This is a genomic window from Pseudomonas sp. GM79, assembly GCF_000282495.1.
Taxonomy (GTDB): Bacteria; Pseudomonadota; Gammaproteobacteria; order Pseudomonadales; family Pseudomonadaceae; genus Aquipseudomonas.
The window spans coordinates 110,046-135,384 of record NZ_AKJE01000076.1 but is presented as its reverse complement, the minus strand read 5'-3'; the positions used below and the strand labels follow the sequence as shown (position 1 = coordinate 135,384).

22 protein-coding genes are annotated in these 25,339 nt (G+C 60.3%); 5 read left to right on the top strand and 17 right to left on the bottom strand.

Annotation, left to right across the window (positions count from 1 at the left end; translation table 11 throughout):
• Positions 1–6: 6 nt before the first annotated feature.
• Together PMI36_RS09805 and PMI36_RS09810 are read left to right on the top strand one after the other, a co-directional pair.
• Positions 7–1,155, top strand: a complete 1,149-nt coding sequence (locus PMI36_RS09805; protein ID WP_008073508.1) for an NAD(P)/FAD-dependent oxidoreductase — start codon at positions 7–9, stop codon at positions 1,153–1,155.
• Between the two features lie 192 nt (positions 1,156–1,347).
• Complete coding sequence (locus PMI36_RS09810; protein ID WP_003213368.1) at positions 1,348–1,623, top strand: HU family DNA-binding protein; 276 nt, start codon at positions 1,348–1,350, stop codon at positions 1,621–1,623.
• A 99-nt stretch (positions 1,624–1,722) separates the two neighbouring features.
• Here PMI36_RS09810 and comJ read toward each other — a convergent pair whose 3' ends face one another.
• From comJ to tssA, 17 genes are all read right to left on the bottom strand, one after another.
• Entirely contained in the window at positions 1,723–2,202 is a 480-nt protein-coding gene (gene comJ, locus PMI36_RS09815) for a competence protein ComJ (RefSeq protein ID WP_008073507.1), read from the bottom strand.
• Positions 2,203–2,267: 65 nt separating this feature from the next.
• Positions 2,268–2,702: a tetratricopeptide repeat protein gene (locus PMI36_RS09820; RefSeq protein ID WP_008073506.1), complete on the bottom strand. Its 435-nt coding sequence runs from the start codon at positions 2,700–2,702 to the stop codon at positions 2,268–2,270.
• Between the two features lie 74 nt (positions 2,703–2,776).
• The gene (locus PMI36_RS09825) at positions 2,777–3,223 is read right to left on the bottom strand and encodes a hypothetical protein (RefSeq protein ID WP_008073505.1); all 447 of its coding nucleotides are present in this window, start codon (positions 3,221–3,223) and stop codon (positions 2,777–2,779) included.
• 22 nt (positions 3,224–3,245) lie between these two features.
• A complete protein-coding gene (locus PMI36_RS09830) occupies positions 3,246–7,619 on the bottom strand; it encodes an RHS repeat-associated core domain-containing protein (protein WP_008073504.1) in 4,374 nt (1,457 codons plus the stop codon).
• 12 nt (positions 7,620–7,631) lie between these two features.
• Positions 7,632–8,066, bottom strand: coding sequence for a DcrB-related protein (locus PMI36_RS09835; RefSeq protein WP_008007718.1), 435 nt, complete (start codon positions 8,064–8,066; stop codon positions 7,632–7,634).
• A gap of 18 nt (positions 8,067–8,084) precedes the next feature.
• Positions 8,085–10,022 carry a type VI secretion system Vgr family protein gene (locus tag PMI36_RS09840; RefSeq protein WP_008073502.1) on the bottom strand — a complete coding sequence of 646 codons (1,938 nt, stop codon included), beginning with the start codon at positions 10,020–10,022 and terminating at the stop codon, positions 8,085–8,087.
• Between the two features lie 171 nt (positions 10,023–10,193).
• Entirely contained in the window at positions 10,194–12,872 is a 2,679-nt protein-coding gene (tssH, locus tag PMI36_RS09845) for a type VI secretion system ATPase TssH (protein ID WP_008073500.1), read from the bottom strand.
• The gene (gene tssG / locus PMI36_RS09850) at positions 12,865–13,917 is read right to left on the bottom strand and encodes a type VI secretion system baseplate subunit TssG (protein ID WP_008073499.1); all 1,053 of its coding nucleotides are present in this window, start codon (positions 13,915–13,917) and stop codon (positions 12,865–12,867) included. The genes tssH and tssG overlap by 8 nt, the downstream gene beginning before the upstream one ends.
• Positions 13,881–15,740: a type VI secretion system baseplate subunit TssF gene (tssF, locus tag PMI36_RS09855; RefSeq protein ID WP_008007711.1), complete on the bottom strand. Its 1,860-nt coding sequence runs from the start codon at positions 15,738–15,740 to the stop codon at positions 13,881–13,883. The genes tssG and tssF overlap by 37 nt, the downstream gene beginning before the upstream one ends.
• Positions 15,737–16,249: a type VI secretion system baseplate subunit TssE gene (gene tssE / locus PMI36_RS09860; RefSeq protein WP_008007710.1), complete on the bottom strand. Its 513-nt coding sequence runs from the start codon at positions 16,247–16,249 to the stop codon at positions 15,737–15,739. Before tssE ends, tssF begins: the two co-directional genes overlap by 4 nt.
• Positions 16,243–16,809 (bottom strand): hypothetical protein, encoded by a 567-nt coding sequence (locus tag PMI36_RS09865; RefSeq protein ID WP_238543583.1) that lies wholly within the window; start codon positions 16,807–16,809, stop codon positions 16,243–16,245. The genes tssE and PMI36_RS09865 overlap by 7 nt, the downstream gene beginning before the upstream one ends.
• Positions 16,803–17,237 carry a hypothetical protein gene (locus tag PMI36_RS09870; protein WP_177319496.1) on the bottom strand — a complete coding sequence of 145 codons (435 nt, stop codon included), beginning with the start codon at positions 17,235–17,237 and terminating at the stop codon, positions 16,803–16,805. The genes PMI36_RS09865 and PMI36_RS09870 overlap by 7 nt, the downstream gene beginning before the upstream one ends.
• Positions 17,238–17,245: 8 nt before the next feature.
• Positions 17,246–17,683: a type VI secretion system amidase effector protein Tae4 gene (locus PMI36_RS09875; RefSeq protein WP_008073495.1), complete on the bottom strand. Its 438-nt coding sequence runs from the start codon at positions 17,681–17,683 to the stop codon at positions 17,246–17,248.
• An 82-nt stretch (positions 17,684–17,765) separates the two neighbouring features.
• Positions 17,766–18,254, bottom strand: a complete 489-nt coding sequence (locus PMI36_RS09880; protein ID WP_007894494.1) for an Hcp family type VI secretion system effector — start codon at positions 18,252–18,254, stop codon at positions 17,766–17,768.
• 206 nt (positions 18,255–18,460) lie between these two features.
• Entirely contained in the window at positions 18,461–19,954 is a 1,494-nt protein-coding gene (gene tssC, locus PMI36_RS09885; RefSeq protein ID WP_008073493.1) for a type VI secretion system contractile sheath large subunit, read from the bottom strand.
• Between the two features lie 15 nt (positions 19,955–19,969).
• Positions 19,970–20,479: a type VI secretion system contractile sheath small subunit gene (gene tssB / locus PMI36_RS09890; protein ID WP_007894500.1), complete on the bottom strand. Its 510-nt coding sequence runs from the start codon at positions 20,477–20,479 to the stop codon at positions 19,970–19,972.
• A gap of 80 nt (positions 20,480–20,559) precedes the next feature.
• Positions 20,560–21,585, bottom strand: coding sequence for a type VI secretion system protein TssA (tssA, locus tag PMI36_RS09895; protein WP_008073483.1), 1,026 nt, complete (start codon positions 21,583–21,585; stop codon positions 20,560–20,562).
• 405 nt (positions 21,586–21,990) lie between these two features.
• On the opposite strand from tssA, the gene tagH reads away from it, so the two are divergent.
• From tagH to tssK, 3 genes are all read left to right on the top strand, one after another.
• Positions 21,991–23,397 (top strand): type VI secretion system-associated FHA domain protein TagH, encoded by a 1,407-nt coding sequence (gene tagH / locus PMI36_RS09900; RefSeq protein WP_008073480.1) that lies wholly within the window; start codon positions 21,991–21,993, stop codon positions 23,395–23,397.
• A 75-nt stretch (positions 23,398–23,472) separates the two neighbouring features.
• Positions 23,473–23,985 carry a type VI secretion system lipoprotein TssJ gene (gene tssJ / locus PMI36_RS09905; protein ID WP_008073478.1) on the top strand — a complete coding sequence of 171 codons (513 nt, stop codon included), beginning with the start codon at positions 23,473–23,475 and terminating at the stop codon, positions 23,983–23,985.
• Between the two features lie 16 nt (positions 23,986–24,001).
• Positions 24,002–25,336, top strand: a complete 1,335-nt coding sequence (gene tssK, locus PMI36_RS09910) for a type VI secretion system baseplate subunit TssK (RefSeq protein ID WP_007894507.1) — start codon at positions 24,002–24,004, stop codon at positions 25,334–25,336.
• Positions 25,337–25,339: the final 3 nt, after the last annotated feature.

Below are 25,339 nucleotides of genomic sequence, written 5' to 3'. Positions count from 1 at the left end.
CAAGGAATGAACGCACCTGTCGTGATCGTCGGCACTGGGCTGGCTGGCTACAACCTGGCCCGGGAGTTTCGCAAACTCGATGGCGAAACCCCGCTGCTGCTGATTACCGCAGATGACGGACGCTCCTACTCCAAGCCGATGCTCTCCACCGGCTTCGGCAAGAATAAAGACGCCGACGGCCTGAGCATGGCCGAACCGGGCGCCATGGCCGAACAATTGAAGGCCGAAGTGCGCACCCATACGCGCATCAGCGGTATCGATCCAGGCCACAAGCGCCTGTGGATTGGTGAAGAGGCGGTGATCTACCGCGACCTGATCCTGGCCTGGGGCGCGGAAACCGTGCGGGTGCCGATCGAAGGCGATGCCGCTAACGCCGTTTTTCCGATCAACGATCTTGAAGACTACGCACGCTTTCGCACGGCCGCGGCCGGCAAACATCGGGTATTGCTGCTAGGCGCCGGTTTGATCGGCTGCGAATTCGCCAACGACCTGATTCTCGGTGGTTACGAGGTGCAACTGGTTGCACCGTGCGAACAGGTCATGCCGACCTTGCTGCACCCGGCGGCGGCCGCTGCGGTCCAGGCCGGCCTGGAAAGCCTGGGCGCGCGCTTCCACCTCGGGCCGGTGCTCAATCGCTTGCAGCGAGTGGCGGACGGCCTTGAGGCGCACCTGTCCGACGGCCAGGTCATCCCTTGCGATGTGGTGGTCTCAGCCATCGGTCTGCGTCCGCGCATTGACCTGGCGGCCGCTGCCGGGGTGCAGGTCAATCGCGGCGTGGTGGTCGACCGTCACCTGAAAACCTCTCACGCCAACATTTACGCCCTGGGCGACTGCGCCGAGGTCGATGGGCTGAATCTGTTGTACGTCATGCCCCTCATGAGTTGTGCGAGAGCGCTGGCCCAGACCCTCGCCGGAAACCCTACAGCGGTGAGTTATGGCCCGATGCCGATCACCGTGAAAACGCCGGTCTGCCCATTGGTGGTTTCGCCGCCACCACGGGGCGCGGAAGGCGTCTGGACGGTCGAAGGGCAGGGCGCGGACATCAAGGTGCTATGCCGCGACAGCGCCGGCAAATTGCTGGGCTATGCCCTGACAGGCGCGGCGGTGATGGAAAAACTCGCCCTGAACAAAGAGCTTCCCGCCTTGCTGGCGTAAATAGCGGTCGTTCTGTCGGAATCACCCCGCTTTTGCCCCCACAAAGGTCGCGGGGAGACTGGCGCCGCTCTAAAGCGCGTGCCATCCTCACTCCCGTCTGCCGCAGAGTAGAGCACCTGCGGCGCCTTAGGCGCTGTTCCAACGAGAACAGCACGGACATAACAACAAAAAACCGTCAAAGGGGCTTCACTAATGCGTAAACCAGAACTCGCCGCTGCAATTGCGGAAAAAGCAGACCTCACCAAAGAACAGGCCAACCGCGTTCTCAACGCCGTTCTCGAAGAAATCACCGGCGCTCTGCACCGCAAAGACAGCGTCACGCTGGTGGGCTTCGGCACCTTCCTGCAACGCCATCGCGGTGCCCGTACGGGCAAAAACCCGCAGACCGGTGAGCCAGTCAAAATCAAGGCCAGCAACACTGTTGCGTTCAAGCCAGGCAAGTCGTTGAAAGACAGCGTTAATCCATAATTGCGGCGAACTCCCTGAAAAACGGGGAGAACCGTATTGAAAAATGGGCACACCGATTGAATCGGGTGCCCATTTTTTGTTGGACGCAGAGATGAATTTCTAACGAAGTCCCTCTACCAGTACCTTGTCTTTTTCTCCGCCCCAAGGATCGTCCAACAGGTACTTCACTGGTGCTTTGCTGTCCGATGGGACCAGAGTGATTTTGTAAAAAATCTCTTCACCCTCGCAAACCTCGAAGTACAACGCATAGTCGCGTTTCTCTAGATCAAGCTCGACCTTGAATTTTTCAGCAGCGGATGCAATTTCCACATGACTGGGATCCGTGACACGAAACGGCACCACGATGCAGCGCTGGGCGCTGGGGTCGAGGTTGAAGCTGTCTTCCAGTTTCAGGTGTACGTTTGCACCGAAAGCATCTTCGGGTAGAGGGTCAAACACAACATAGTCGCTATGGAGGACCGCACCCTGCTCCAGGTTAATCTTGCCCCATTGGCTTGAGGTTTCGTCGAAAGGCCGTGAGCGGAATTGAATTTGACTGTGGGAGATTAATAGGTCCACAGTTTGAGCGTTATTTTTCATCAGTAAACCTTGATCGGATCCTGTTCGATTCTTTGACGCCTCAGCCCTAGAGCCCTTGGGTTTGGTCAGGATTTTTTCTCTAAACAGAACTTCAGATATTTTTTTGGTCTTTCCTGAAAGGCTCGTGCCTTACCGAAGCTATATGCATCATCAAAGTATTTATAAGCCTGTGAATAATCTTTCAGTTCAAAGTAGACCATTCCCAAGTTGATCAACGGACCTGTATCGATATCTGACTCTCGGCCATCCAGGGTCTTTTGCGCCCAATCTTTAGCGGTCTCGAAGTCACCGTTGTCGAAGTGCAGGTTGAAAAAAGAACCTGTGACCCATGACGACAAAGGTGTCCATTCAAGTTTTGGCTCAGGAAGCAAGTCCCAAGCCTTTTGGTACAGGGTCCGAGCTTCATCTTTTCTGTTTTGCTCATCGAGCTCATTGCCCGAGGCCATGATGGCCATTATCTTGTCTGCCAGCGTGGGGGTTTCATCTGCTAAGTTTTTCATATGATAGTTCTGTATTTATGGTAGACGTCCTGCTTGATACTTGACCGCTATAAGGGCGTCAGATTTCTAACAGCCTACTCTAGGATTTCCACTGCAGTCTCTCCTTCCAAGGTTTGGACGGCCGTTCGATAAATGACTGTCCAACTATCCTCTGGCGATCTTTTAAGAATATGTTTTGAGCCAAACACGTATATGGTGTCGCCAAGTGAAATTTTTTCTTTTATATGCTGTGCTGAGGGTGAGACTAAAAATTGATGTAAGAAGACCATGGGTTGGCCCTGATGATACAACCAGGCTGGTTCGCCCACCCATACAGGTTTTTCATTCAAACACAGGAACTCATTTGCTAGACGTTCAGTTAGCCATTTCTTTTTATTTTTTGGGGCGCCTTGCTCGACGTATTCGTTGTAAAGGCCCCTTGCAAAATCTTCTGCACCTTCGGCTTCCATCGACGCGGATTGCTTTTCTGCAATCTCCATCGCAGCGCCCCAGAACACGTGAAAATCCGTCAACCCGCTCATGTCTTCTCCTGTAAAGCCTGCTTTACCATTGTCCGGTGGTTTTTATAACTTTTACCAAGTCCCATCCCGTATGGCGGTACTTGTCCATTGACTCATGCCCCCAAGGTGTTGCTTTGGTCAGGTTCCAATCCTCGTGAGCGACTTTCGATCCGGCGCGCTGGGGAATGTACTGGTGGTTCAGTTCCATCGACACATCTATTCGAGCTGTCTTGCCGACACGCCCAAGCCGTCGGTTCCTTGCACTGTTACGGTAGCGGACCTCGACCCTCATTCTCGGCGCTTTACCTGCCGCCATTCGCGCCAGGTTTTTGGCGGAATACTTGCCTGGTGGAGCTTTACTTGCCGCTTTTTTCCAGTGACCTTTCCTTGCAGTACCCCAACATTTCCATCCCCATGGATCCACCCAGGCAATCGGATTCGGCGCGTATTGGTATAGGTTGAGTTCCCCATCCAACCCAATCGGATCCGGCGTCGTAAACCGCCCTACATCCGGATCATAAAACCTGAACGTATTGAAATGCAGCCCCGTTTCCCGGTCCAGGTACTGCCCCTGAAACCGCAGGTTCTGCTCTTCAATGTAGTACGGCTCACGCACCTCTTCTAACGTGTTGCCCCACACCCGATAAGTCGCCTGCCAGACGTTGTGGCCGTCCGCTTCGGTGAGCTGTTCCGGCAGGCCGTTGAGGTCGTTGTGGTAGTAGCGGATTTTTTGCAGCGGGCCTGTCCCGTCAACCCGGGCCAGGGGTTCGTAACCTTCGTCTTCGTAGAGGTAGAGGCTGGTCTGTTGATGGCGATGTTCCTGCAACAGGCGCAGGCCGTCCCAGGTGAAGCGGGTTTCTCCCAGTGGATAACCGTTGCTGTCGTGCCCGGTTTTTTCGATGCGTCGGCCCAGCGGGTCGTAGGTCATCCTGAGCACGCTGCCGTTGTCATTGCGCACTTCAATCAACCGGCTTTCGGCGTCGTAACCGAAGCGCTGCAGGCCCCGTTTAGCGCTGCGTTTTTCGATCATCCGGCCAAAGGCATCGTAGCGGTAACGCTTGTCCTGATAGGTCAGCAGTTTGTTGTGCACCACCAGCCCGGCGCCGGGTTGCGGGCCGTCCAGCAGGTTGGCGGCAGCGTCGTAGGCGAAGGTTTCGCGCTGGCCGTGCAGGCTGTCCTGGCTGGCGATGATGCGGCCGGTGGCGTCGTAGTGCAGCAGTTGGCGGTGTTGCGCGGCGGGTTGTTGGTCGAGTTTGCCGATCAGGTTGTCGGCGGGGTCGTACTCGAAATGTTTCTGCACGGCGGCCGGCATCAGCGAGGGCTGGCTGCTGTGTCGGCGTTGGCGTGCGCGTAAGCGTCCGCTGCGGTCGTATTCGCTGCGGGTGCTGATCTGGCCTTGGGTGCGCAGCACTTCGCGGTGCAGGCGATCACGTTCGAAGTCGCTGATGACCTGGCCGTCGAGGTTGATCTGGTGCAGGTGGCCGCTGCCGTAGTACAGGCGATTGAGCCAGCGGCCGTCGGGCAGTTGGGTCTGGATCAGGTTGCCGAGTTCGTCGTAGTGGTAGTGCAGGCTGCCGGCCGCGCTTTGTTCTTCGAGCAATTGGCCGAGGGCATCGTAGGCGAAGCTCAGGGTTTGTGCGTTGCCGTGGTGGTCGGTGAAGGTGACGGCGGTGAGCTGGTCCAGCGGATCATAGGTGTAGTCGGTGCGGCCATCGTCGGTGACTTTGGCAATCAGCCGGCCGACAGCGTCGCGTTTCAGTCGATGAACGATAGGGGCCAGAGGCGTCTCGGGGACGATGGCCAAGCCATTGCCGTAAGACGCCGGAACAGCCGTGACCGCCGCGACGTTATCCAGCAGGTCATAGGTGTAGCGCTTGGCGCTGCCATCCAGATCCTGTTGTTCGGTCAGCCGATCGCCGGCATCCCAGGCAAACCGATAACTTTCACCGTTCTCATTGGTCAGCGCTTGCAGCCGTCCGTAGCTGTCATACCCGAACTGCACCTGCCGGCCATGGGCGTCGGTGCGCTGGCGCACCTGGCCGCGACGGTTGTGTTGATAGAGCGTGGTGTGCCCGGCCGGGTCGGTATAACCGGTCAACTGTCCGCTGACGTCGCGCTGGTACTGCTCGGTGCGGCCGTCCGGCAATTGGCTGCTGAGCAACCGCCCTTGGGCGTCATAGCTGAATTGGGTGCGTTCGCCGAGGGCATCGGTGATGGTTTGCAGATAGCCCCGGTGGTCGTAGTTGAACCGCGTCGGATAACCCGAGCAATCGATGTGCTCGACCAGTTGGCCGAACGGGCTCCAGCGCAGTTTCTTGCTTTTGCCAGTGGCGTCGATGATCTCGACGACCTGGCCGTGGGTGTCGTAGCGGTAGCGGGTGATGTGGCCCAGCGGATCGGTTTCGGCGATGCAGTTGCCGCGCTGATCGTAGCGGTACCGCCAGCTGTTGCCGGCGGCGTCGGTGTCCACCAGCGGCAGGGCCCAGAGTTCAAGCCATAGGGTCGATTCGCTGCGGCCCAGCGGGTCGGTTTCGCCGATCAGGTTACCGGCGTCGTCGTAGCTGTATTGATACTGACCGCCCTGTGGGTCGGTAGCGCTGAGCAACTGGCGCTCGTCGTTCCATTCGAACTGCCAGGTCTGGCCGAGGTTGTCGGTGTATTCGGTGATCTGGTGCTGGCTGTTCCAGCGCCGCGTACTGACACGCTGCAAGCTATCGGTGATGCGCGTGACACCGGCGGCGAGGTCATAGTCGAACTGGTAGGCATCGCCTTCATCGGTCCAGTGCCGGACCACGCGCCATTCCAGGTCTTCAATCAGCGCCCATTCGTAGAAGCAACGCAGCCCGGTGGGCAACTGGTGCTCGACCATTCGCCGTCCGGCGTCGTAGCTGAAGCGCCGTTGTACCTGGTCGGTGGCGTCGCGCACTTCGGCCAGATCGCCCGCTGCGTCGTAGCCATAGCTGGCGAGTACTTCGCGGTGCTGGTCGGGGTACAGGCGTTCAACTCGAGCCACGCGATTGCGTTCGCGAATCAGCTCGACCTGCACCAGATCGAAGGTGTCCCGCAGTCGCACCAAGCGTCCGGTTTCGTCATAGTCGAGGTAGATGCGGTTGTCGTTGCGGTCGCCGAGCTGACTCAATCGCAGCAGCGCTGTATTCCCCGGTGCCGGATCGAACAAGCGATACATGCCGTCATCGCTTTCAATCAACAACTGCCCATTAAGATGGCGCCGAACACTCAGCCCTTCCCCCGCACTGAACACCGCGCCGCCCAGAGGAATCGAGCCCATGTCGATGCGCCGACCCTGTTCATCGGTGTAGACCAGTGTTTCACCGCCCTCCGGGTGAGGCAGGATTTCAACCCGCACCTCATAGGACACACTCCAACCCGCCCCAAACAACCCATCACGACGCTCGTCACGGCTGTTGTAGAAGCGCTGCCAATCCATCGGCAAGATGCCGGGCAACACGAAATCCAGCTCTTCATCGCCACCCAGCACCTTGGCCCCGGTCGCCGCGTGCACCGGGTTCGACGAACCCATGGCGGCGTTGGCCATGGCGCCCATCGCGCTGCTGACGGCCATCGAGGTCGCGCCACCGATCAGCATGCACGGCAATTTGCTGAAGAACTTGCCCTTGCCGCCCTTGAGCATCAGCAACGCCGTGACTGCCAGCCCCACGCCCGGAGTTTTGCCGCTGCGGATCTCGCGCACCACCACCGAGCCGCCGCCAATGGTCACGTTGGAGGAAATCAGCCCGGACGACACCACCTTGGCGTCGCAGGTACTGCGGTCGCCGCTGCGCACGGCGGGCTGGCCGTTGATGGTGACTTTGTCCGAGCCCTCGGCCATAAACTGCGGCGGCATTGGCGGATGCTTCATGCAGACGAGCAGGTCCAGCGGCTTGGGCACCGCGCCGGGCGCGGGGGTGGCGACGGTGGGGCGCCACATCTGGGAGAAGAAGCTCTCGGCCATGTCCAGATAGCTGGGCTCGGCTTCCGGCTCGGGCGCCTCCAGTTCGGTACCGGCCGGCGCGACATGGGACGGGATCGCCCCGGCGGCGCGAGCGGCGGGAATGTTGTTGGTGAGAGTGTTGGTGGAGCCGGTGAGAATGTTCGCCTGCACCGTGGGCGGAAACAGCGCGTTGCTGAAGCTCTCGCACAAATTGCTCAGGCCCTTATCGGCTCCGGTCTTGCTCATGGCAAGGCCGACGATCGTGCCCACCACCAGGCCGAGCACGAAGCACCCCAACCCGCCAGTGACGACCGTGATGCCGGTGGCCGCCACCACGGCGGCAGTGGCCAGCGCGGTGATTGCGATGTTGGCTGCCACTTCCAGCACGCCGCCGAGGATGTCGGCCATCATCGAGGTGTGATCGAGCGCGTCGCCCAGTCGGGCGGCCCAGAGTGCATCAGACATGCAGGGTGCTCATCAGGCCGGAACGTCGAACAACAGCGAACTCTTGATGGTCGCCCAATGCGCGGCTTCGGCATCGCCAAGTTTCTCGGCTTTCACGTAGCTCAGGGCAAGCATTTTGCGGGTGCCGGGCAACACCAGTGCCAACTGGTATTGGAAGACTTTGTCGTTGCCCTTGTTGAACTGGCTGCGCAACTCGATGCCTTCGACTTCCTGGCTGGCGCCCAGACGCACGGCGACGCCCGGTTGAAAACGCAAGTCTTGCACCTGTTTTTCCAGACGCTTGAGCTGGTCGTCGAAGTTGCTTTGCAAGGTTTCGCCCTCAGCCAGCAAGCTGCGGCTGACAATCAGCGAAGTGCCCAGTTCAGGGAACTTGAGGATGTTGATCGACGCGTCTTGCAGTTCGCCTGCCGGCAGTTGGAACTGGAATTCATTGATTCGGTAAGTCATGGAACACAGATCTCGTGATTAGCCCTTGGGCTTGGGAAACGCGGCGTTGATGTTGGCGTCGATGCTGGCCTTGACGCCCTGGCCGTCAGGCGTGGCGCCAGCGCCGCCGCCGTTGTTCAGGTGCAGCACGCCGCCGGTGTTGAACTCGGCATCACCGCTGGCATAGAAGCTGATTTGCACGCCGGTCAGGTTGATCTGGCCGCTGGCATTGAGCTCCAGGATGCTTTCACCACAGACCAGCCGCAGGTTCTCGCCCACTTCAATGACATAGCTCTGGCTGATGCTGTCGGTCTTGCGCTGGCCCACCGAAAGAATGTCTTCCTGTTTGACGATACGCAGGCGGTTGTTGCCGATGGTCACCGTCTCGTTATGCCCGATGCTCTTGTTGCGGTCGTGACCTACCGAGTGGCTTTCATCCACCTCGACCACGATGTCCTGATTGCGCTCGGCATGGATGTACAGCTGCTCGGCGCCTTTCTTGTCTTCCATGCGGATTTCGTTGAAGTTCGCCGGTGTGCCGCCCTTGCTCGAACGGCTTTTCATGCCGCTTTGGGTGGCGTTTTCCGGCAAGTCGTAAGGCACGGTTTGTTCGGCGTTGTAGACGCGGCCGGTGATGATCGGCCGGTCCGGGTCGCCTTCGAGGAAGCTGACGATCACTTCCTGGCCGATCCGCGGGATCTGCATCGAGCCCCAGTTTTTACCGGCCCAGGATTGCGACACGCGAATCCAGCACGAACTGTTTTCGTTGGACTGGTCGTGTCGGTCCCAATAGAAATGCACCTTCACTCGGCCGAACTGGTCGGTCCAGATTTCCTCGCCCTTGGGGCCGACCACCAGTGCGGTCTGCGGGCCTTTGACGATAGGCCGGTGGGTGTTGGGCAGAGGACGGTAGCTTTGTTGCGCGTCGATGCAGGTCAGGCTGCTTTCGAACTGAGCCGAAGCGCCAGCGCCGCCGGTTTCCCCGCTTTCCTGGGCGACGTAGTAACGGGCGCCGACGATCAGGTATTCGCGGTTCTGGTCCTGGCGGCTGAAGCCCGTTAGGCTGAACAAATGTCCCGACCCCAGGCCCCGGGCGTTGCCGGCGAACTCGACCTGTTCGTGCAGCGTCTGCAAGGCTTCGATGCGGGTGCGGGCGTAATGTTCGCCGTCTGCGCTTTGCACATAGGTGCCGGGATAGTCGTACAGCGGATAGTCGCCGGCGGTGTGCGGACGAGGCATGGCCGAGCGCACGTCAATTCGCGCGCTGGGGCGCTGGAAGTCATAGTCGTTGAGTTCCAGCGAGCCTGGCTGGACTTCCTGGGCCAGGCGCCAGTCGTGAATGTGATCGCGTTCGCGCTGCTGTTCATTCTTGGGGTAGTAGGGCACCGAAGCGTAGCCGGGCACGCTGGTGTGGGCGCCATAGGCATCGGCCAACACCAGCACATGACGACCCTGTTCATGGCGGAAGAAGTAGTAGATCCCTTCCTGCTCCATCAGGCGGCTAACGAAATCAAAGCTGGTTTCGCGATACTGCACGCAGTATTCCCACTCGCGATAGGGCCGGCTCAGGGCATCTTCGAAATCGGAAAAACCCAGGTCGCGAAACACCTGCTTGATGATCTGCGGGATGGTCAGGTTCTGGAAAATCCGGCAATCGGAGGTGCGGGTCAGCAGCCAAAGCCAAGGCCGTAGCGTGGCCTGGTAGCTGGCGAACTGGCCCTGGTCGACGTTCTGGCTGCAACGAGCAACGATGCCATGGAAATAGCGCTGGCCACCGCCGTCCAGTTGCAGGCTCAGGCACATGGGTTTGCCCAGCAACTGGTTGAGGTCGATGGCATTGTCCAGCGAATGCAGTTGCAGCTCATAGTTGAACAGCCGCCCCAACTCTTCGCCGCCGCCCATGTCCTTGAGCAACAGCACATCCGGCCCCAGGGGGCTGGTGATTTTTGCCAGGCGTGAGAGTTGCTTGAATAGCATCAGTTATCCCGTAAACGTTGTAATCGCCGCGCCGCTTTCTCCCTGCCGGAACCGGATCAAGTGTGGGAGCGGGCTTGCTCGCGAAGGCGGACTGACATTCAACATTGATGCTGGATGTCATGGCCCCTTCGCGAGCAAGCCCGCTCCCACATTGACCGTGTTCCAGGCCGGTCAGGCCGCGTCGCTGAAGTCGTAGTGCAATTCGTTATCCCGGGCGCTGATCCGCACGCCTGCCAGCGCTTTGCCTTCGAGCATGCGGGTGAGGAACTCGCGGCTCATGTCCGGCAACAGACTGTTGGTCAGGATGGTGTCGATCATCCGCCCACCGCTTTCGGTTTCGGTGCAGCGGGAGACGATCAGGTCGATCACCGCGTCGTCGTAATCGAAGGCCACTTTGTGGGTGTTCTCCACACGCTTCTTGATGCGGTTGAGTTGCAGGCGGGTAATGGCCTTGAGCATCTCGTCGCTGAGCGGGTAGTACGGAATGGTCACCAAGCGGCCCAGCAATGCCGGCGGGAAAATCTCCAGCAGCGGCTGGCGCAGGGCCTTGGCGATCTCTTCGGGCTCGGGCACGTTTTGCGGGTCTTTGCAGACCTGGGCAATCAACTCGGTGCCAGCGTTGGTGGTCAGCAGGATCAAGGTGTTCTTGAAGTCGATCACCCGGCCTTCGCCGTCCTCCATCACGCCTTTGTCGAAGACCTGGAAGAAGATCTCGTGCACGTCCGGATGGGCTTTTTCCACCTCGTCCAGCAGCACCACACTGTAGGGTTTGCGCCGCACGGCTTCGGTCAGCACGCCGCCTTCGCCATAACCAACGTAGCCCGGTGGCGCGCCCTTGAGGGTGGACACGGTGTGGGCTTCCTGGAATTCACTCATGTTGATGGTGATGACGTTCTGCTCGCCGCCATACATGGCTTCGGCCAGCGCCAGGGCGGTTTCGGTCTTGCCCACGCCGGAGGTGCCGGCGAGCATGAACACGCCAATCGGCTTGCTCGGGTTGTCGAGGCCGGCGCGGGAGGTCTGGATGCGTTTGGCGATCATCTGCAGGGCATGGTCCTGGCCGATGATGCGTTTCTTCAGGTGCTGGTCGAGGTTGAGCACGGTTTCCAGTTCGTTACGGGCCATGCGACCCACCGGAATACCCGTCCAGTCGGCGACCACCGAGGCCGCGGCCTGGTAATCGACCGTCGGCAGAATCAGCGGGGTTTCGCCTTGCAGGGCGCTGAGGCGCTGTTGCAGGTCCACCAGTTTCTCGCGCAGGACGTGGCTGTCTTCAGTGCCAACGTCGCGGTCTACCACGCCGACGCTTTCGCGCAGGGTGGCGCGGGTGGCGAGCAATTCGTCCACCAGGGTTTTCTCTTCGGCCCAGCGGCTTTCGAGTTCGGCCAGGCGTTCGCGCTCGGCGGCCAGCAGGTTTTCGCTGTTGCTCTGGCGGGCGCCGATGACGATGCCGATGGCGTGCTCGCGGGCGATGATTTGCAGTTCGGTTTCCAGCGCCTCGATGCGACGACGGCTGTCGTCCACTTCGGCCGGCACGGCGTGCAGGCTGATGGCGACCCGGGCGCAAGCGGTGTCCAGCAGGCTCACGGATTTGTCCGGCAACTGGCGCGCCGGGATGTAGCGATGGGACAGCTTGACCGAGGCTTCCAGGGCTTCGTCAAGGATCTGCACCTTATGGTGTTTCTCCATGGTCGAGGCCACGCCGCGCATCATCAGCAACGCCTTGTCTTCGGACGGCTCGGCGACTTGCACCACCTGGAAGCGACGGGTCAGGGCCGGGTCTTTTTCGATGTGCTTCTTGTACTCGGCCCAGGTCGTGGCCGCCACGGTGCGCAGGGTGCCTCGGGCCAAGGCGGGTTTGAGCAGGTTGGCTGCGTCCCCGGTGCCGGCGGCACCACCGGCACCGACCAGCGTGTGGGCTTCGTCGATAAACAGGATGATCGGTTTTGGCGAGGCCTGGACGTCTTCAATGACCTGGCGCAGGCGCTGTTCGAATTCACCTTTCATGCTTGCGCCGGCCTGCAACAGGCCAACGTCGAGGCTGCGCAATTCCACATCCTTGAGCGCCGGCGGCACGTCACCGGCGACGATGCGCAGGGCAAAGCCTTCGACCACGGCGGTTTTACCGACGCCGGCTTCACCGGTCAGAATCGGGTTGTTCTGCCGACGGCGCATGAGGATGTCCACCAGTTGGCGGATTTCTTCGTCACGCCCGACAATCGGATCAAGCTTGCCGCTGCGAGCCTGCTCGGTGAGGTCGACGGTAAAGCGCTTGAGCGCTTCCTGCTTGCCCATGGCGCTGGGGGCCATGGCGCCGCTGGCTTCACCGGGCACGCTACCGGCGTTGAAACCATCGCTGGCGCTGAGCGCATTTTCCGGCGAGTCACCGACGTATTCATCAAAACGCTCGCTCAGGGCCTCGGCCTTGATCTTGTCAAACTCTGCCGACAGCCCCAGTAGCCCATGGCGCAGGCTCGGCGTCTTGAGGATGCCCAGCACCAGGTAACCGGTACGCACCTGGCTTTCGCCGAACATCAGGCTGCCATAGACCCAGCCACGCTCCACGGCTTCTTCCACATGGGAGGACAAGTCAGTGATTGAAGTCGAGCCCCGTGGCAAACGGTCCAGGGCGTCGGTCAGGTCCCGGGCCAGGCGCGCCGGCTCGATATTGAACTGGCGGATGAGGCGGTGCAGGTCCGAGTCCTGCAATTGCAGCAACTGATGAAACCAGTGGGCCAGTTCCACATAAGGGTTACCGCGCAACTTGCAGAACACGGTGGCGGCTTCGATGGCTTTGTAGGCCACGCTGTTGAGTTTGCCGAACAACGCGGCGCGACTGATTTCACCCATGCTCTTGGCTCCTTGAGGTGTGTGAGGTGTTGGCCTGCTCGGCGTAATGCCGGGCCAGTATTAAGTCCTTGGCATCTTTTTCGGGCTTGCCCAGCCAGGTATTGAAACCCAGGCGGAACTGGCGATTGAGTTGCAGCGCCGGTACTTCGGGCTGTTTCAGAACCAGGTTCAGGTCCCAGTCCAATTCATGGCCCAGGTATTCGGCCATCCAGGCCACCAGCTCATTGAAGGGTTGGCTACCGGGCAGCATGCTCATGTAGTCATCCAGCTTGAGTGGCCCCAGGCGAATGCGGAATTTGTGCTGGCGATCCCAGACGTAACGGCCCAGGCAAAAATCCACGCCCAATCGATGGGCGCTGACGCCCACGCGGCTGCGTTCCGGCAGTTCCAGCCATTGGCCGACGTATTCTTCGATCTCCACCGGCAGGCCGAAGTACTCGCTGAGAATGGCCTTCAAACCGTCCGGGTAACGGGTTTGTGCCGACAGATGACCGCTGTAATGCAACTTCGCCGTATCGGGGATCAGCCCTTGTTTGAGCAGGCTCGGCATGCCCCGGCCGCTCAGTGCTGCCAGGCGTGCCGACCAGTAGTCGTCGTCCGGGCGATCATGGCTGACCGTCGGCCGCGCTTCAGCCCAGGCCCGGTAAAACAGGCTCAGCAGGCGATGGTGGAACACATCCAGGAATCGTTTGCTGGTGCTGTCGGCGTTGTTGCGCTGGCGTTCGCGCACATACTCGGTGAGGTGCAGCGGCAATGGGCCGTTGGGGCCGCCGAGGCCGAAAAAGAACTGCTCCAGGCGCGCCGGAGAGCCGTCGACGCCCGGCTGTACCGACGCCAGGGTCGCCGGGGCGAAGGTGCAATCGGCTTGTTGCCCAAGACGCAGCGGATCATCGGCCAGGCGCAACGAATGGCCCAGGCGCGGCAGTTCAGGCGATTCGCACTCGATGCGCCGCAATGCCTGGAAGAAGTCGTATTCCCAGGGCTCCTGGTGCATCGCGTCCAGAGTACTCACAGGGTCGGACGGCGTCCTGGCTTGGCTTTCCATCGCATGATCTCGCCGCGTTCGGTGGTACGGATTACCGTCTCGGTAAAACTGTTGATCGACACGTAGCGTGCCAGGAAGCGCTCGAACACTGCACCGAGCAAGAAGACTCCAGTGCCGCGAAACGCGTTTTCATCGAATTCCAGGGTGATCTCCAGGCCACGACCAAACACGATCGGGCCGGGCATCGGCAGGCGTCGGGTGCAGGCCTTGCTGCTGACTTCGCGCAGGCCTTCGATCTGCAATTGCAACGCCGCATCATTGCTGTCGCCGTACAGGCGCAGCAGTTCGCGCAGGGCGGCGGCGCCCTGGCCTTGTTCGCTGAGGGACAAGTAATTCAGCGACAGCTGGCTGATCAACCGCCATGCCTTGGCGTCGTGGGCATGGCTGGCGCGTGGGCGGCTCGGGCCTGCCACGCAGCGCACCGCCGCGACAGGTGCGCTGTCGGCCAGGGTGAAGTCGGTCTTGCTGTTGCCCACACTCATGAACAGCGGCAGGTCGCGGTTGGTGCACAACGCTGTTACGCCCAGTTGGCGCAAGTCGTGGCGATAAGGCGCCTGCTGGCTGTCCACCAGGCTGACGAAGGTTTCGCTGCCGATGTACGTCGAGCGCGGGCCGTTACGCCGCTGGCCGCTGGACAGCACGCGAGGTTCGCGTCGCACCGTGTACCAGGCCTGGTCGCGGCCGTAGCGAGACGGATCGCGCACCGCATAGAACGGCAAAAAAGGCTGCTCCGACCCGGTGCCGTGGCCGGTGAGGGTGGTCAGGGAATGAATCTCGAAATCCATCGGTCGGGTGCGGTCGGCGATCACATGGTGTTCATTGACCCGTTCCGACAAGTGAATGCGATCCAGGCGCTTGGGAAACAAGTTGATGGCCGGGGTGCAGAACGGCAGGAACTGCGCGGCTCCGACGCTGCCTTCCAGACTCGGATCGTGACGGTCGAACAGCACGATCAATTCCAGTTCCTGGCCGTCGCAACGTTTGACCGCCCGGCTCAATTGGGTGAAGTCGACAAACAGAAAGCGGTGGGGCAGGGCAAAGTATTCCTGCAACAGGCGATAGCCCTGGAAGGCCCGCGAGACCACTGGCAGCGCGGCGTCGGTATCGTCGAAGCCCTGGGAGCGCAGTGCGTCCTGCGGCAGGCGCTCCACCCAATCACCGCCGGGCTGACGGGCGAACACGGCGCAGACATTGCCCAGCAGCTGTTCATAGAGGCGGAAGGGCTGCTCGTCTGCGCCGTTGAGGTACAGCGGCAGGTTGTCCAGGGCCAGACTGTTGAACGGTAGTTCGGCGCCGGTACGCAGGGTCAGGCGCAGGCCGGCCTTGGCCTTGGGTTCACTGGCGGCCAAGCGCCCGAGCATGGCGGACGGGTTGCCGAAGTACTCGGCCTGGCTGACCTGCAACGGCCACAACGTCACCGCGTGGGCGGTGCGGTACTCGCAGCAGGTTTGAGTTTCGCGGCCCAGGGCGGCGCGCAGGACCGTGTCCCGGGGCAGCGGGAAGCCACTGCTCAGCGAGCCTTCATCGGGGTCGGCCTGCAATTGCACCACGGTCATCGACGGTGTCGGCGCCAGGTAATGGGGGTACGCGATTTCCAGCAGGTTATGAGTAAAGGTCGGGTATTCGGCATCGAGCTTAAGCTGTACCCGCGCCGTCAGATAAGCAAAACCTTCCAGCAAGCGCTCGACGTACGGGTCGGCGCAGTCCATGCCGGACAATGTCAGCCGACTGGCGATTTTCGGGTATTCCTGGGCGAACTCCGCCGCGCTTTCGCGCACGTGGTGCAATTCCTGGTTGTACAGTTCCAGCAGGCGCGGGTTCATGAGCGTCTCCGCTGATCGGCGTTGATCACTCGCACATGGCCGGATTCCAGGTCCAGGTCGGTCTGCAGCATCAGGCGCAGCGGCACTGGCTGCGCCCAGAGATCGCCTTCGATCTCGAAACTCAGGGCGTTGTGGTTCATCTCGGCGGATGCCCGGGCCCGCACACGCAAAGTGTTCCGTAGAATTCGCGGTTCGAAGGTGGCGATGGCCTGGTGGATCAGCGCTTCAAGCGCCGCGATATCGACGTTCGACGCACTGTTGCCGGCTAGCGCCGGCAGCCCGAAGTTGACCACGGACGTGCCAGCCGGGGTGTGCAACGTCGCATCGGCGCCGAGCAATGAAGTGGTGTTGAGCAACCACGCCAGGTCACGCAGCACCGAGGCTTTCAGTTGGGTCAGGGAGAGCACGCGCTTGTCGGCGCTTTCCTTGGGGTTGCTCGGGTCGTCATCGGTCAACCGGTCCAGCAGGGACGGTTGCAGACGATCGCGGGTGGCGATTTCGGTTACCACGTAAATGGCCCCACATACATTTTTTGGTCCCCGCCTGAGCCGCAGGACGCAAATGCGTTAACTGCTCCCGCCTCCAGGCCTTCGGGCATCTGACGAATAGCCTGCATCTTGCTGAGACAGTCGCGGCTGGGCGCGGGCATGTGCTCGCTGCGCCAGACCGAAAATATCGGGATGTCGTTGAAAGTCTCTACTCGCAGTTGCTGCTGTTTATCCAGGCTGAAGCTGCAAGGCCATTCCATGTCCAGTTTCATGCGACTCTGGTCGGGTTTGACCAGCGTGCATTGTCCCTGGTCGTCAATCAGTCGGAGTTGCTGCCCAACAAAAACCGCCTGGGTTGTTGGCATCTCGGCATGTTCGGCCCATGCGCTCAGGCTGATCAAATTCATCGCCAGGCACATGGTGAGCAGGTGCTTTTTCATTGATGACTGACGACGTGGCCATGACTCGGACGCCGGGCAGGAAAGGATTGGATTGGAACAAGCACCAACCGTTCTCGGCGCGTTCAACCGGGCCAGCAGGGACGGTTGCAGGCGATCGCGGATGGCGATTTCGGTTACCACCGGAATAGTGCCGTAAACATTTTCTGGTCTTGCTGGCCGAGCCCGCACATGGCGCTGGGGTTGACCGACGAGGCTTCCAGAACGCCGTTGATTTTGCGTACGGCTTGGGATTTTGTATCGCAGTCCCGACTAGGCGATGGTTCGGGGACGCTCCGCTCGACCAGGAAGATCGGGACGTCTCTGAACATTTCTACCCGCAATTCACCCTTTGGGTTCAGGTTGAAATAGCACGGCCATTCCATACCCAGTACCAAATGAGTCTGATCAGGTTTGAGGACGGCGCACTGACCGTTCTGGTCGACTAGCTTAAGCAGCTGGCCGGCGAACGTTCCTTGAGTGCGAGCGGGCGCGTCGAGTTGGTCTGGATCGGTTTCAGCGCAGGCATTCAAACTGATCAGCAGGCCGCACAGGAGTGTCGCTCGGAGCATTGGCCCTATCATGTCAACTCCCAGAACCAGACCTGTCTGGAAAGGAAGTCACCGTCAAAGAAGCCTTTGGTTCGGCCACGATTCCATAGATCGATGTGGTCACCTGAGCGCTCGCTTTCAGGCTCGTTTGCACGGCTAAAGCAATCCTTGAAAAAGATGATTCCGGTCTTCTGGCTGAGTGTCAGCCGATCGGCTGCGCTACCACTCAAAATGGTCGGACGCCCCAAATGATTCCGCCACAGCCAGTTCGCCAGAGACTCGGCGCCACGGGCATGGTCATGCTTGCATTTTGGGTCGGTGTAGGTCGACTTGTTGACCTTGATGGTCAGCTCGCCATTCAACGCGACACTCATACGAATCGCGCACTGGTTGCCCCAGGGCTGGTCGCATGGATCCTTGACGGTGGGATAGCTGCTCCACAAATTAATAAACGAAGGCTTGGCCATGACTCAGACACCGGATAGGAAAGGATTGGATTCGAGCAAGCACCAAAACACCCCCAGCGCATAACACCGGGGGCATCTTCGATTACACCTTGACGTTCTGGCGGATGTTCCAGCCGAACTTGACCGGCCCGCCTTCCTTGGTGCCATCGGCTTTTTGCGGCTGGTAATCCACCAGCACCTTGGCGAAGTTCAGGGTGAGGTTTTCGGTCAGGCGATCATCGCTACCCGAGCCGCCGGTGCTCAGGGACGTGACCAGCACTTCTTCCAGGTTGATGATCATGTACTCGACCTGGCTTTCGCCGCCGGCCTTGCGCACGGTCAGCTTGACCTTGTCGATGTGCTTGCCGCTGGCGCAGTGCATCATCAGGTTCGGTGAGGCTTTGTCGACGTACTTGGTCAGCGACAGGTCCTGGATGTTCACCTTGCCGGCACCACCACCGCTGCCCACGTGCATGTTGCCGGACTGAGACATGCCCCAGCTCCAGTTCAAGACGTCGATTTCGTCCTTGTGGGCCTTGTCCATGGACTCGCCCTTGATGTCGCCGATCTTGATGAAAATATCAACAGCCATGTTTTCTCCCTGTGTGGTCTCTACCACATTGTTTGGTTAACGCCGACCTTGCGAAATCTCTTTGAATGTCAGGCAAGACCAGAACCTGTGGGAGCGGGCTTGCTCGCGAATGCGCCGGATCAGTCGACATCAGTGTTGGATGATCAACCGCTTTCGCGAGCAAGCCCGCTCCCACAAGGGGCAAGCCATTTCCTGCAGAATTATCGTTACGCGCCTTTGGCCGAAGGCAGCTTGGATACCAGGCGCAGCGACACGGTCAGACCTTCGAGCTGATAGTGCGGGCGCAGGTAGAACCTGGAGTTGTAGTACCCCGGGTTGCCTTCCACGTCCTCGACGATCACTTCGGCCGCAGCCAATGGGTGCTGGGCCTTGGTGGTTTCGGTGGAGTGCGCCGGGTCACCGTCGACGTAGTTGAGGATCCAGTCCTGCAACCAACGCTGCATTTCGTCCTTCTCTTTGAAGGAGCCGATCTTGTCGCGCACGATGCACTTCAAGTAATGAGCGAAACGGCAGGTGGCGAACAGGTACGGCAGGCGCGCGGCCAGGTTGGCGTTGGCGGTGGCATCCGGGTCGTCGTACTCGGCCGGTTTCTGCAACGACTGGGCGCCGATGAACGCGGCGAAGTCGGTGTTTTTCTTGTGCAGCAGCGGCATGAAACCGTTCTTCGCCAGTTCCGCTTCGCGGCGGTCCGAAATGGCGATTTCGGTCGGGCATTTCATGTCCACGCCACCATCGTCAGTCGGGAAGGTGTGCGCCGGCAGGTTTTCCACTTCACCGCCAGACTCCACGCCACGAATGCGCGAGCACCAGCCGAAGTGTTTGAACGAACGGTTGATGTTCACCGCCATTGCGTAAGCGGCGTTGGCCCAGGTGTACTTGGAGCTGTCGGCACCGTCGGTGTTTTCTTCGAAGGCGAAGGCCTCCACCGGATCGGTCTTGGCGCCATACGGCAGACGCGCAAGGAAGCGCGGCATGGTCAGGCCGATGTAGCGCGAGTCTTCCGATTCGCGCAGCGAGCGCCAGCCGGCGTATTCCGGGGTGGTGAAGATTTTGGTCAGATCGCGCGGGTTCGACAGTTCCTGCCACGAGCCCATGCCCATCACGGTCGGCGACGCGGCTGCGATGAACGGCGAGTGCATGGCGGCGCAGACTTTCGACAGTTCGCCCAGCAGTTCCACGTCCGGCGGCGACTGGTCGAAGTAGTAATCGCCCACCAGGCAACCGTAAGGTTCGCCGCCGAACTGGCCGTATTCTTCTTCGTACATCTTCTTGAAGATCGGGCTCTGGTCCCACGCGGTGCCCTTGAATTTCTTCAAGGTCTTGTGCAGGTCGGTCTTGGAGATGTTGAGCACGCGAATCTTCAGTTGCTCATCGCTCTCGGTGTTGTTCACCAGGTAATGCAGGCCACGCCAGGCGCTTTCCAGTTGCTGGAAATCGGGGTGGTGGATGACCTGGTTGACCTGGGCGGTGAGCTTGGCGTCGATGGCGGCGATGATTGATTCGATCGACTTGATGGCGTCGTTGGACACCAGGTCGGTCTGCGCCAGGGCCTGTTCGGCCAAGGTGCGCACAGCGGTCTCGACGGCTTCGCGAGCGCGATCGGTCTTGGGTTTGAATTCTTGCAGCAGCAGGGAGGCGAACTCGCTGGCTTCTTCGGTGGTGCTCAGTGTCTGAGCGTCTGCACGTACTGAATCGGTCATGATCATTCGTCCTGATTAAGCCTGAGGCTCGGCTGGCTTCGGCGCACTGGCAAGCGCCTGGAGCAGCGCCGGATCCTTGATGGCCTTCATGATGATTTCTTCGGCACCGGTCTTGCCGTCCATGTAGGTCAGCAGGTTGGCCAGTTGGGTGCGCGCTTCGAGCAGCTTGTTCAGCGAGTCGACCTTGCGCGCCACGGCGGCCGGGCTGAAGTCGTCCATGCTTTCAAAGGTGATATCCAGGCTCAGGTTGCCTTCGCCAGTCAGCTCGTTGGGCACGTGGAACGCGACGCGTGGCTGCATGGCCTTGAGACGTGAGTCGAAGTTGTCGACATCCACTTCAAGGAACTTGCGATCGGCCACAGGTGCCAGAGGCTCGGCGGGCTTGCCGGCGAGGTCCGCCATGACGCCCATGACGAAGGGCAACTGGACCTTTTTCTCGGCGCCGTAGAGCTCGACGTCGTACTCGATCTGCACTCGAGGCGCACGGTTGCGCGCGATGAATTTCTGAGAACTTTGCTTCGCCACGTTGCTGCTCCTGGTCGCTCAAGCGACGGTGTTGGCGTCATCGGTGGTACCGGTGACGTGACTGCGTGATCCGTTCGCTTTTATTCGCTGTCTGGTCCGCGCAGGTTTTCAAATTGGCTCATGCCATCGGGAATCAGGTTGCGCACGATGGCCGCAAAGTCGGCGTGCACCAGATTCTTCGCCCGGTTCAACAGCACCGGCAGCGGGCTGGAGGGCTCATGACGGGTGTAGTACGCAAGAATCCGGTCCAGGCTGCGCAGCACGTCGTCGCGGTTGTTGATTTCGCCAGTACCGGTACTGCGCGGTGCGCTCGGTGTGGTGGCATATTCAACCGGCGCGGTGCTGTCTTCGCCGAGGGTATCGGGCAGGGGGCTGTCGCCGCTCTGGGGGGCGAACTGGCCGAGAATCTGCAAGGCCATTTTGAGCGGTTGCTTCAATGGGCCAAGGTCAACGCCCTGGGCGGAACCGATGTGTTCGCTGACCTGTTGCTCGATGGCCTCGGCGACGCTGCGGGCCTCGTGCAAAGCGGCGCGAGTGATTTCCAACTGTTCGGGATCGCTGTCCAGGAACGCCCCGGCGAGCTGCTCGGCGCCGAGGTTTTCGTCAGGGAAGCTTTGCAGGCCGCTGGCATTGGCGGCGGCGCGCAGGCTGACAGCACCAAAGGTTCGCGAACGGGCCAGGATGCTTTCGCGCAGCAGGCGAATGGTGGCATCGGACGTCAGGCCGGCGAGGGCATTGATGCGCACGGTGGGGTCGTTGTCGTCTTCGGCATCCAGGCGCGGATGCAGGTCGGCCCAGTATTGCTTGAGCAATTCGCTGATCAGTGTCAGGACGCGGGCCAGGCCGGTGACGCCTTCGAGGGCAAGGGAGCTTTGCAAAAGGAAATGGGTGATACGCAGGTCTTTGCTGCGTTGCAACAAAACCAGACTTTGCTGCTGGATGCTGCGCCATTCAGGGGGGGCGGCAGGCAATATCGAATCGCCCATGCTGCGCTCGGGCTGGCCTTGGGAATCGCGTTCCAGGCGCAAAAAATCCGCGTCATATTCCAAATCTTCGCCGCAAGGCGAAGTCGCGGAAACGGCGGCAAGCAGCAAAGACACTTCCACTGAATTTGATCTCCATATCGCCCGACTGACAGTCGGGCTGTTCACACGTTAGTTCCAAGTGGAACTTCACATGTTTCCTTGAGTGTAATGGCCCTTTGGATACGCAGTGATCTTAAAGTGCCATCATTGATATTCAAGAAGTTGTGCATTTTTGGTGTAGTACTTATGGCTTGTCAAGGTAAGCTATTTCCTCTGTGTGACAGATGTGAAGTGCTTAACAACCCGCGCGACCGATAGGTCGAAGCAGGCACTGATGCAGGTTTTTTTGTCACGCAAGCCGGTTAAGATCAGCAATCATGCTGGTAAAAAGCCGTTTCAAGGTTGTTTTTGCAAGGTTGTCGGAGCGAGTCTGGCGGGAGTTAATCCCGATTCGCCCGCGCGCAAAGTGTTCAGCAAGGAGGCAAGATGTCGCTGTGTTTGACTATCACTAGTTATCACAAAATTACCCCTGGCCAGTGCCCTGAGAAATCCATGGATCAGGGTGTGATGGCAATTGGCCGTAATTCTGATAATGACTGGGTATTGCCCGATCCAGAGCGTTTGGTGTCCGGCAAACATTGCGTTATTCAATATAAAGATGGCCGGTATTACTTAACTGATAACAGCACTAACGGTGTGGAATTGGTCAAGGCCGGTATTCGTCTGCGCAAGGGCAACAGCGAGCCGTTGCAAGATGGCGAAGTTATCCGCATCGGTGATTATGAAATCCAGGCGCGTATCGATTTCAGTCTGCCGGTGACCGATGGCAACCCTTTCGCCAATTCGTCCAGCAGCTTCGAAGCCCTGATCGGGCGTCAGGGCGCCGTCGTGAATACGCCGACGTCGTTGCCCGTGGCACCACCTGCGCATTTTCAGGGCGTATCGGCCATGGACACGATGCCGGACCTGTTCGACTTTCTGACACCGACCAGCGTCCCGCCGGCCACCCAGCCCGACCATGTCCCGGCCGAGCAGCACGACTTCCGCCCACCGACCCCGATCCCTGGCCCAACGCCCGTGGCCGGGCCTGCACCGCTGGTGTCGGCCCCGGTGATTCCGGAAGATTGGGACCTGTTCAGCGACAAGCCTGCACCGGTGGCGATCGCCCCGCTGCCTGTTACAGAGGTTGCGCCGCCATCCGTACCTCACATCAACGTACCGATCGAACCGGCACCCCTTTGCGAACCGCCCGTGGCCGTCGTCGAACGCCTGGTCGATCCGGTCAGCCCGGCCGACAAATCTCAACCCGACCTGTTGCAAGCCTTTCTGCGCGGTGCCGGGCTGGATCAAGTGCGCCTGGACAAGGCCCAGGCCGAGGCACAAATGGAAAGCATCGGCCGCAGTTATCGGCTGATGGTCGAAGGCCTGATCGATGTCTTGCGCGCCCGTAGCAGCCTCAAGGGCGAGTTCCGCATTCAGCAGACGATGATTCAACCGGTGGAAAACAACCCGCTGAAATTCGCTCCCAACGTCGATGAAGCATTGCTGTTGCTGTTGCGCCACAGCAATCAGGCGTTCATGGCGCCGGACCTGGCTGTGCGCGACAGCTTCGATGACTTGCGTGCCCACCAATTGGCGGTGATGGCCGGCGTGGAAGCGGCGATCAAACACCTCTTGGCGCGCTTCGAGCCGGCGCAACTGGAAGAGCGCATGGGCAAGCCCGGTGGCCTGTCGAGCATTTTCAGTGGTTCGCGACAGGCCCAGTACTGGCAGCAGTTCACCGAGCTCTACAGCAATATTTCCCGCGAGGCCCAAGAGGATTTCCAGGACCTGTTCGGTCGTGAATTCAGCCGCGCCTACGAAGAACACAGTACAAGGCAGCGCCGCGGCTGAGCGTCGCCATCGCGTAGCGCCATTCATAGCAAAAAACGGAACAACGGATAGCTGAAACGTCATTGAGGACGCAGGATGATTCCCAGGTTTTTACTCGCAGTTGCCACCGCGCTTCTGCTGACCGCATGTGCCAAGGATGCGGCCAAACCCCAGCCTTCAGAGGCTGAGGCCGAGGCCGATACGGCCGCCGTCGAGTTGCACTTTCACGCCATTGCCGGGCTCAACCCCGGCGCCACTGGTCAGCCAGCCCCGGTCCGGGTGCGTATTTTCGAATTGAAAAATGCCGCCACCTTCGGCCGTTCCGATTATTTCGCACTGGCCGAACGGGCCCAGGCGACGCTCGGCGCCGATCTGATCGATCAGGACGAAGTGCTGATCCAGCCCGGCCAGCAGTTGAGCCTGCAGCGCGACCTCGACCCGGCCACCCGCCATATCGGCGTGCTGGTGGGGTATCGCGAGCTGGATCAGTCGTTGTGGCGCGCGGTGATGAATGTCCCGCCGCGCCAATACACCGAATACCAGATCAGCCTCGACGTGCGAGCCGTGCGCAGCGCCGTCGTGGTTTCCCCATCCAGCCCTGCCCAATAAACAATCGGAGCCCCCCATGTCCTGGAACAATCGTGTGGTCTGGTCGGAAGGCATGTTCATTGGAACGCAGCACTTTCAGCAGCATGACCGTTACCTGGAGAACCTCATCGACGCCCGGAGCCGCCCGTTGTCGGCCGGCGCCTGGGGTTTCTCCGAATTGCTGATCGACCAGGGGCTGCTGGCCCAGGGCAAGCTGGCGATCATCTCGGCACGGGGCCTGTTGCCGGACGGCACGCCATTCAACATTCCCCAGGATGACCTGGCGCCGAGCCCGCTGAATGTCGATGACAACCTGCGCGATGGCTTGGTGTACCTGGCCTTGCCGCTCAAGCGCGCCGGTGCGCGAGATACCGTTGACGAAGGCGAAGCCCTGGGCGCTGCGCGCTACGTGAGCCAGGTTCGCGAAGTACGGGACGACAACGCGCCGTTCGAAAACCAGGCCCCCGTGGCCGTGGGGTCGAGAGCGCTGCGATTGTTGGTAGCCCAGGATGGCATCAGCGACTACGCCGCCATCGGCCTGGTACGAATCAAGGAAAAACGCGCCGACCGAGCCTTGGTGCTCGACGACACTTACATCCCGCCGCTGCTGGATGTGGTCGCCTCCAATCCCCTGGCGGCGTTTCGCAGCGAACTGCTGGGCTTGCTTCATCAGCGCGGCGAAGCCCTCGCCGGGCGAGTGGTGGCGTCCGGTGCCGGCGGTGCCTCGGAGATTGCCGATTTCATGCTGCTGCAACTGGTCAACCGTGCCCAGCCGTTGATCCAGCACTTGAGCCAGTTGAGTCCGTTGCACCCCGAGCGGTTCTACAGCGAGCTGGTGAGTCTGGCCGGGGAGTTCTCGACCTTTACCGCTTCCGGGCGGCGGCCCCAGGAATACCCGCAATACCAGCACGATGACTTGGCGCTGAGTTTCGCGCCGGTGATGCAAGCCCTGCGTGAGGCGCTGTCGATGCTGATCGACAGCAAGGCCACGCCGATTCCGATCGTCGAAAAAGCCTACGGCGTCCACGTCGCGATGCTGGCCGACAAGTCCCTGCTCGACAGCGCCAGTTTCATTCTGGTGGTGCGCGCCGACGTGCCCGCCGAAACCCTGCGCGGCCACTTCGGCCAACAGAGCAAAGTCGGCTCGGTGGAGCACATCCGCAACCTGGTCAACCTGCAATTACCGGGCATTGGCCTGCTGCCGCTGCCGGTGGCGCCACGGCAGATCCCGTATCACGCCGGCTCCACCTATTACGAACTGGACCGGGGCAGCGAGCATTGGCAGCAACTGGCCAACTCCGGCGGCTTTGCGTTCTACATCGCGGGGCAATTCCCGGGGCTGAACCTGGCTTTCTGGGCGATCCGAGGATAAACC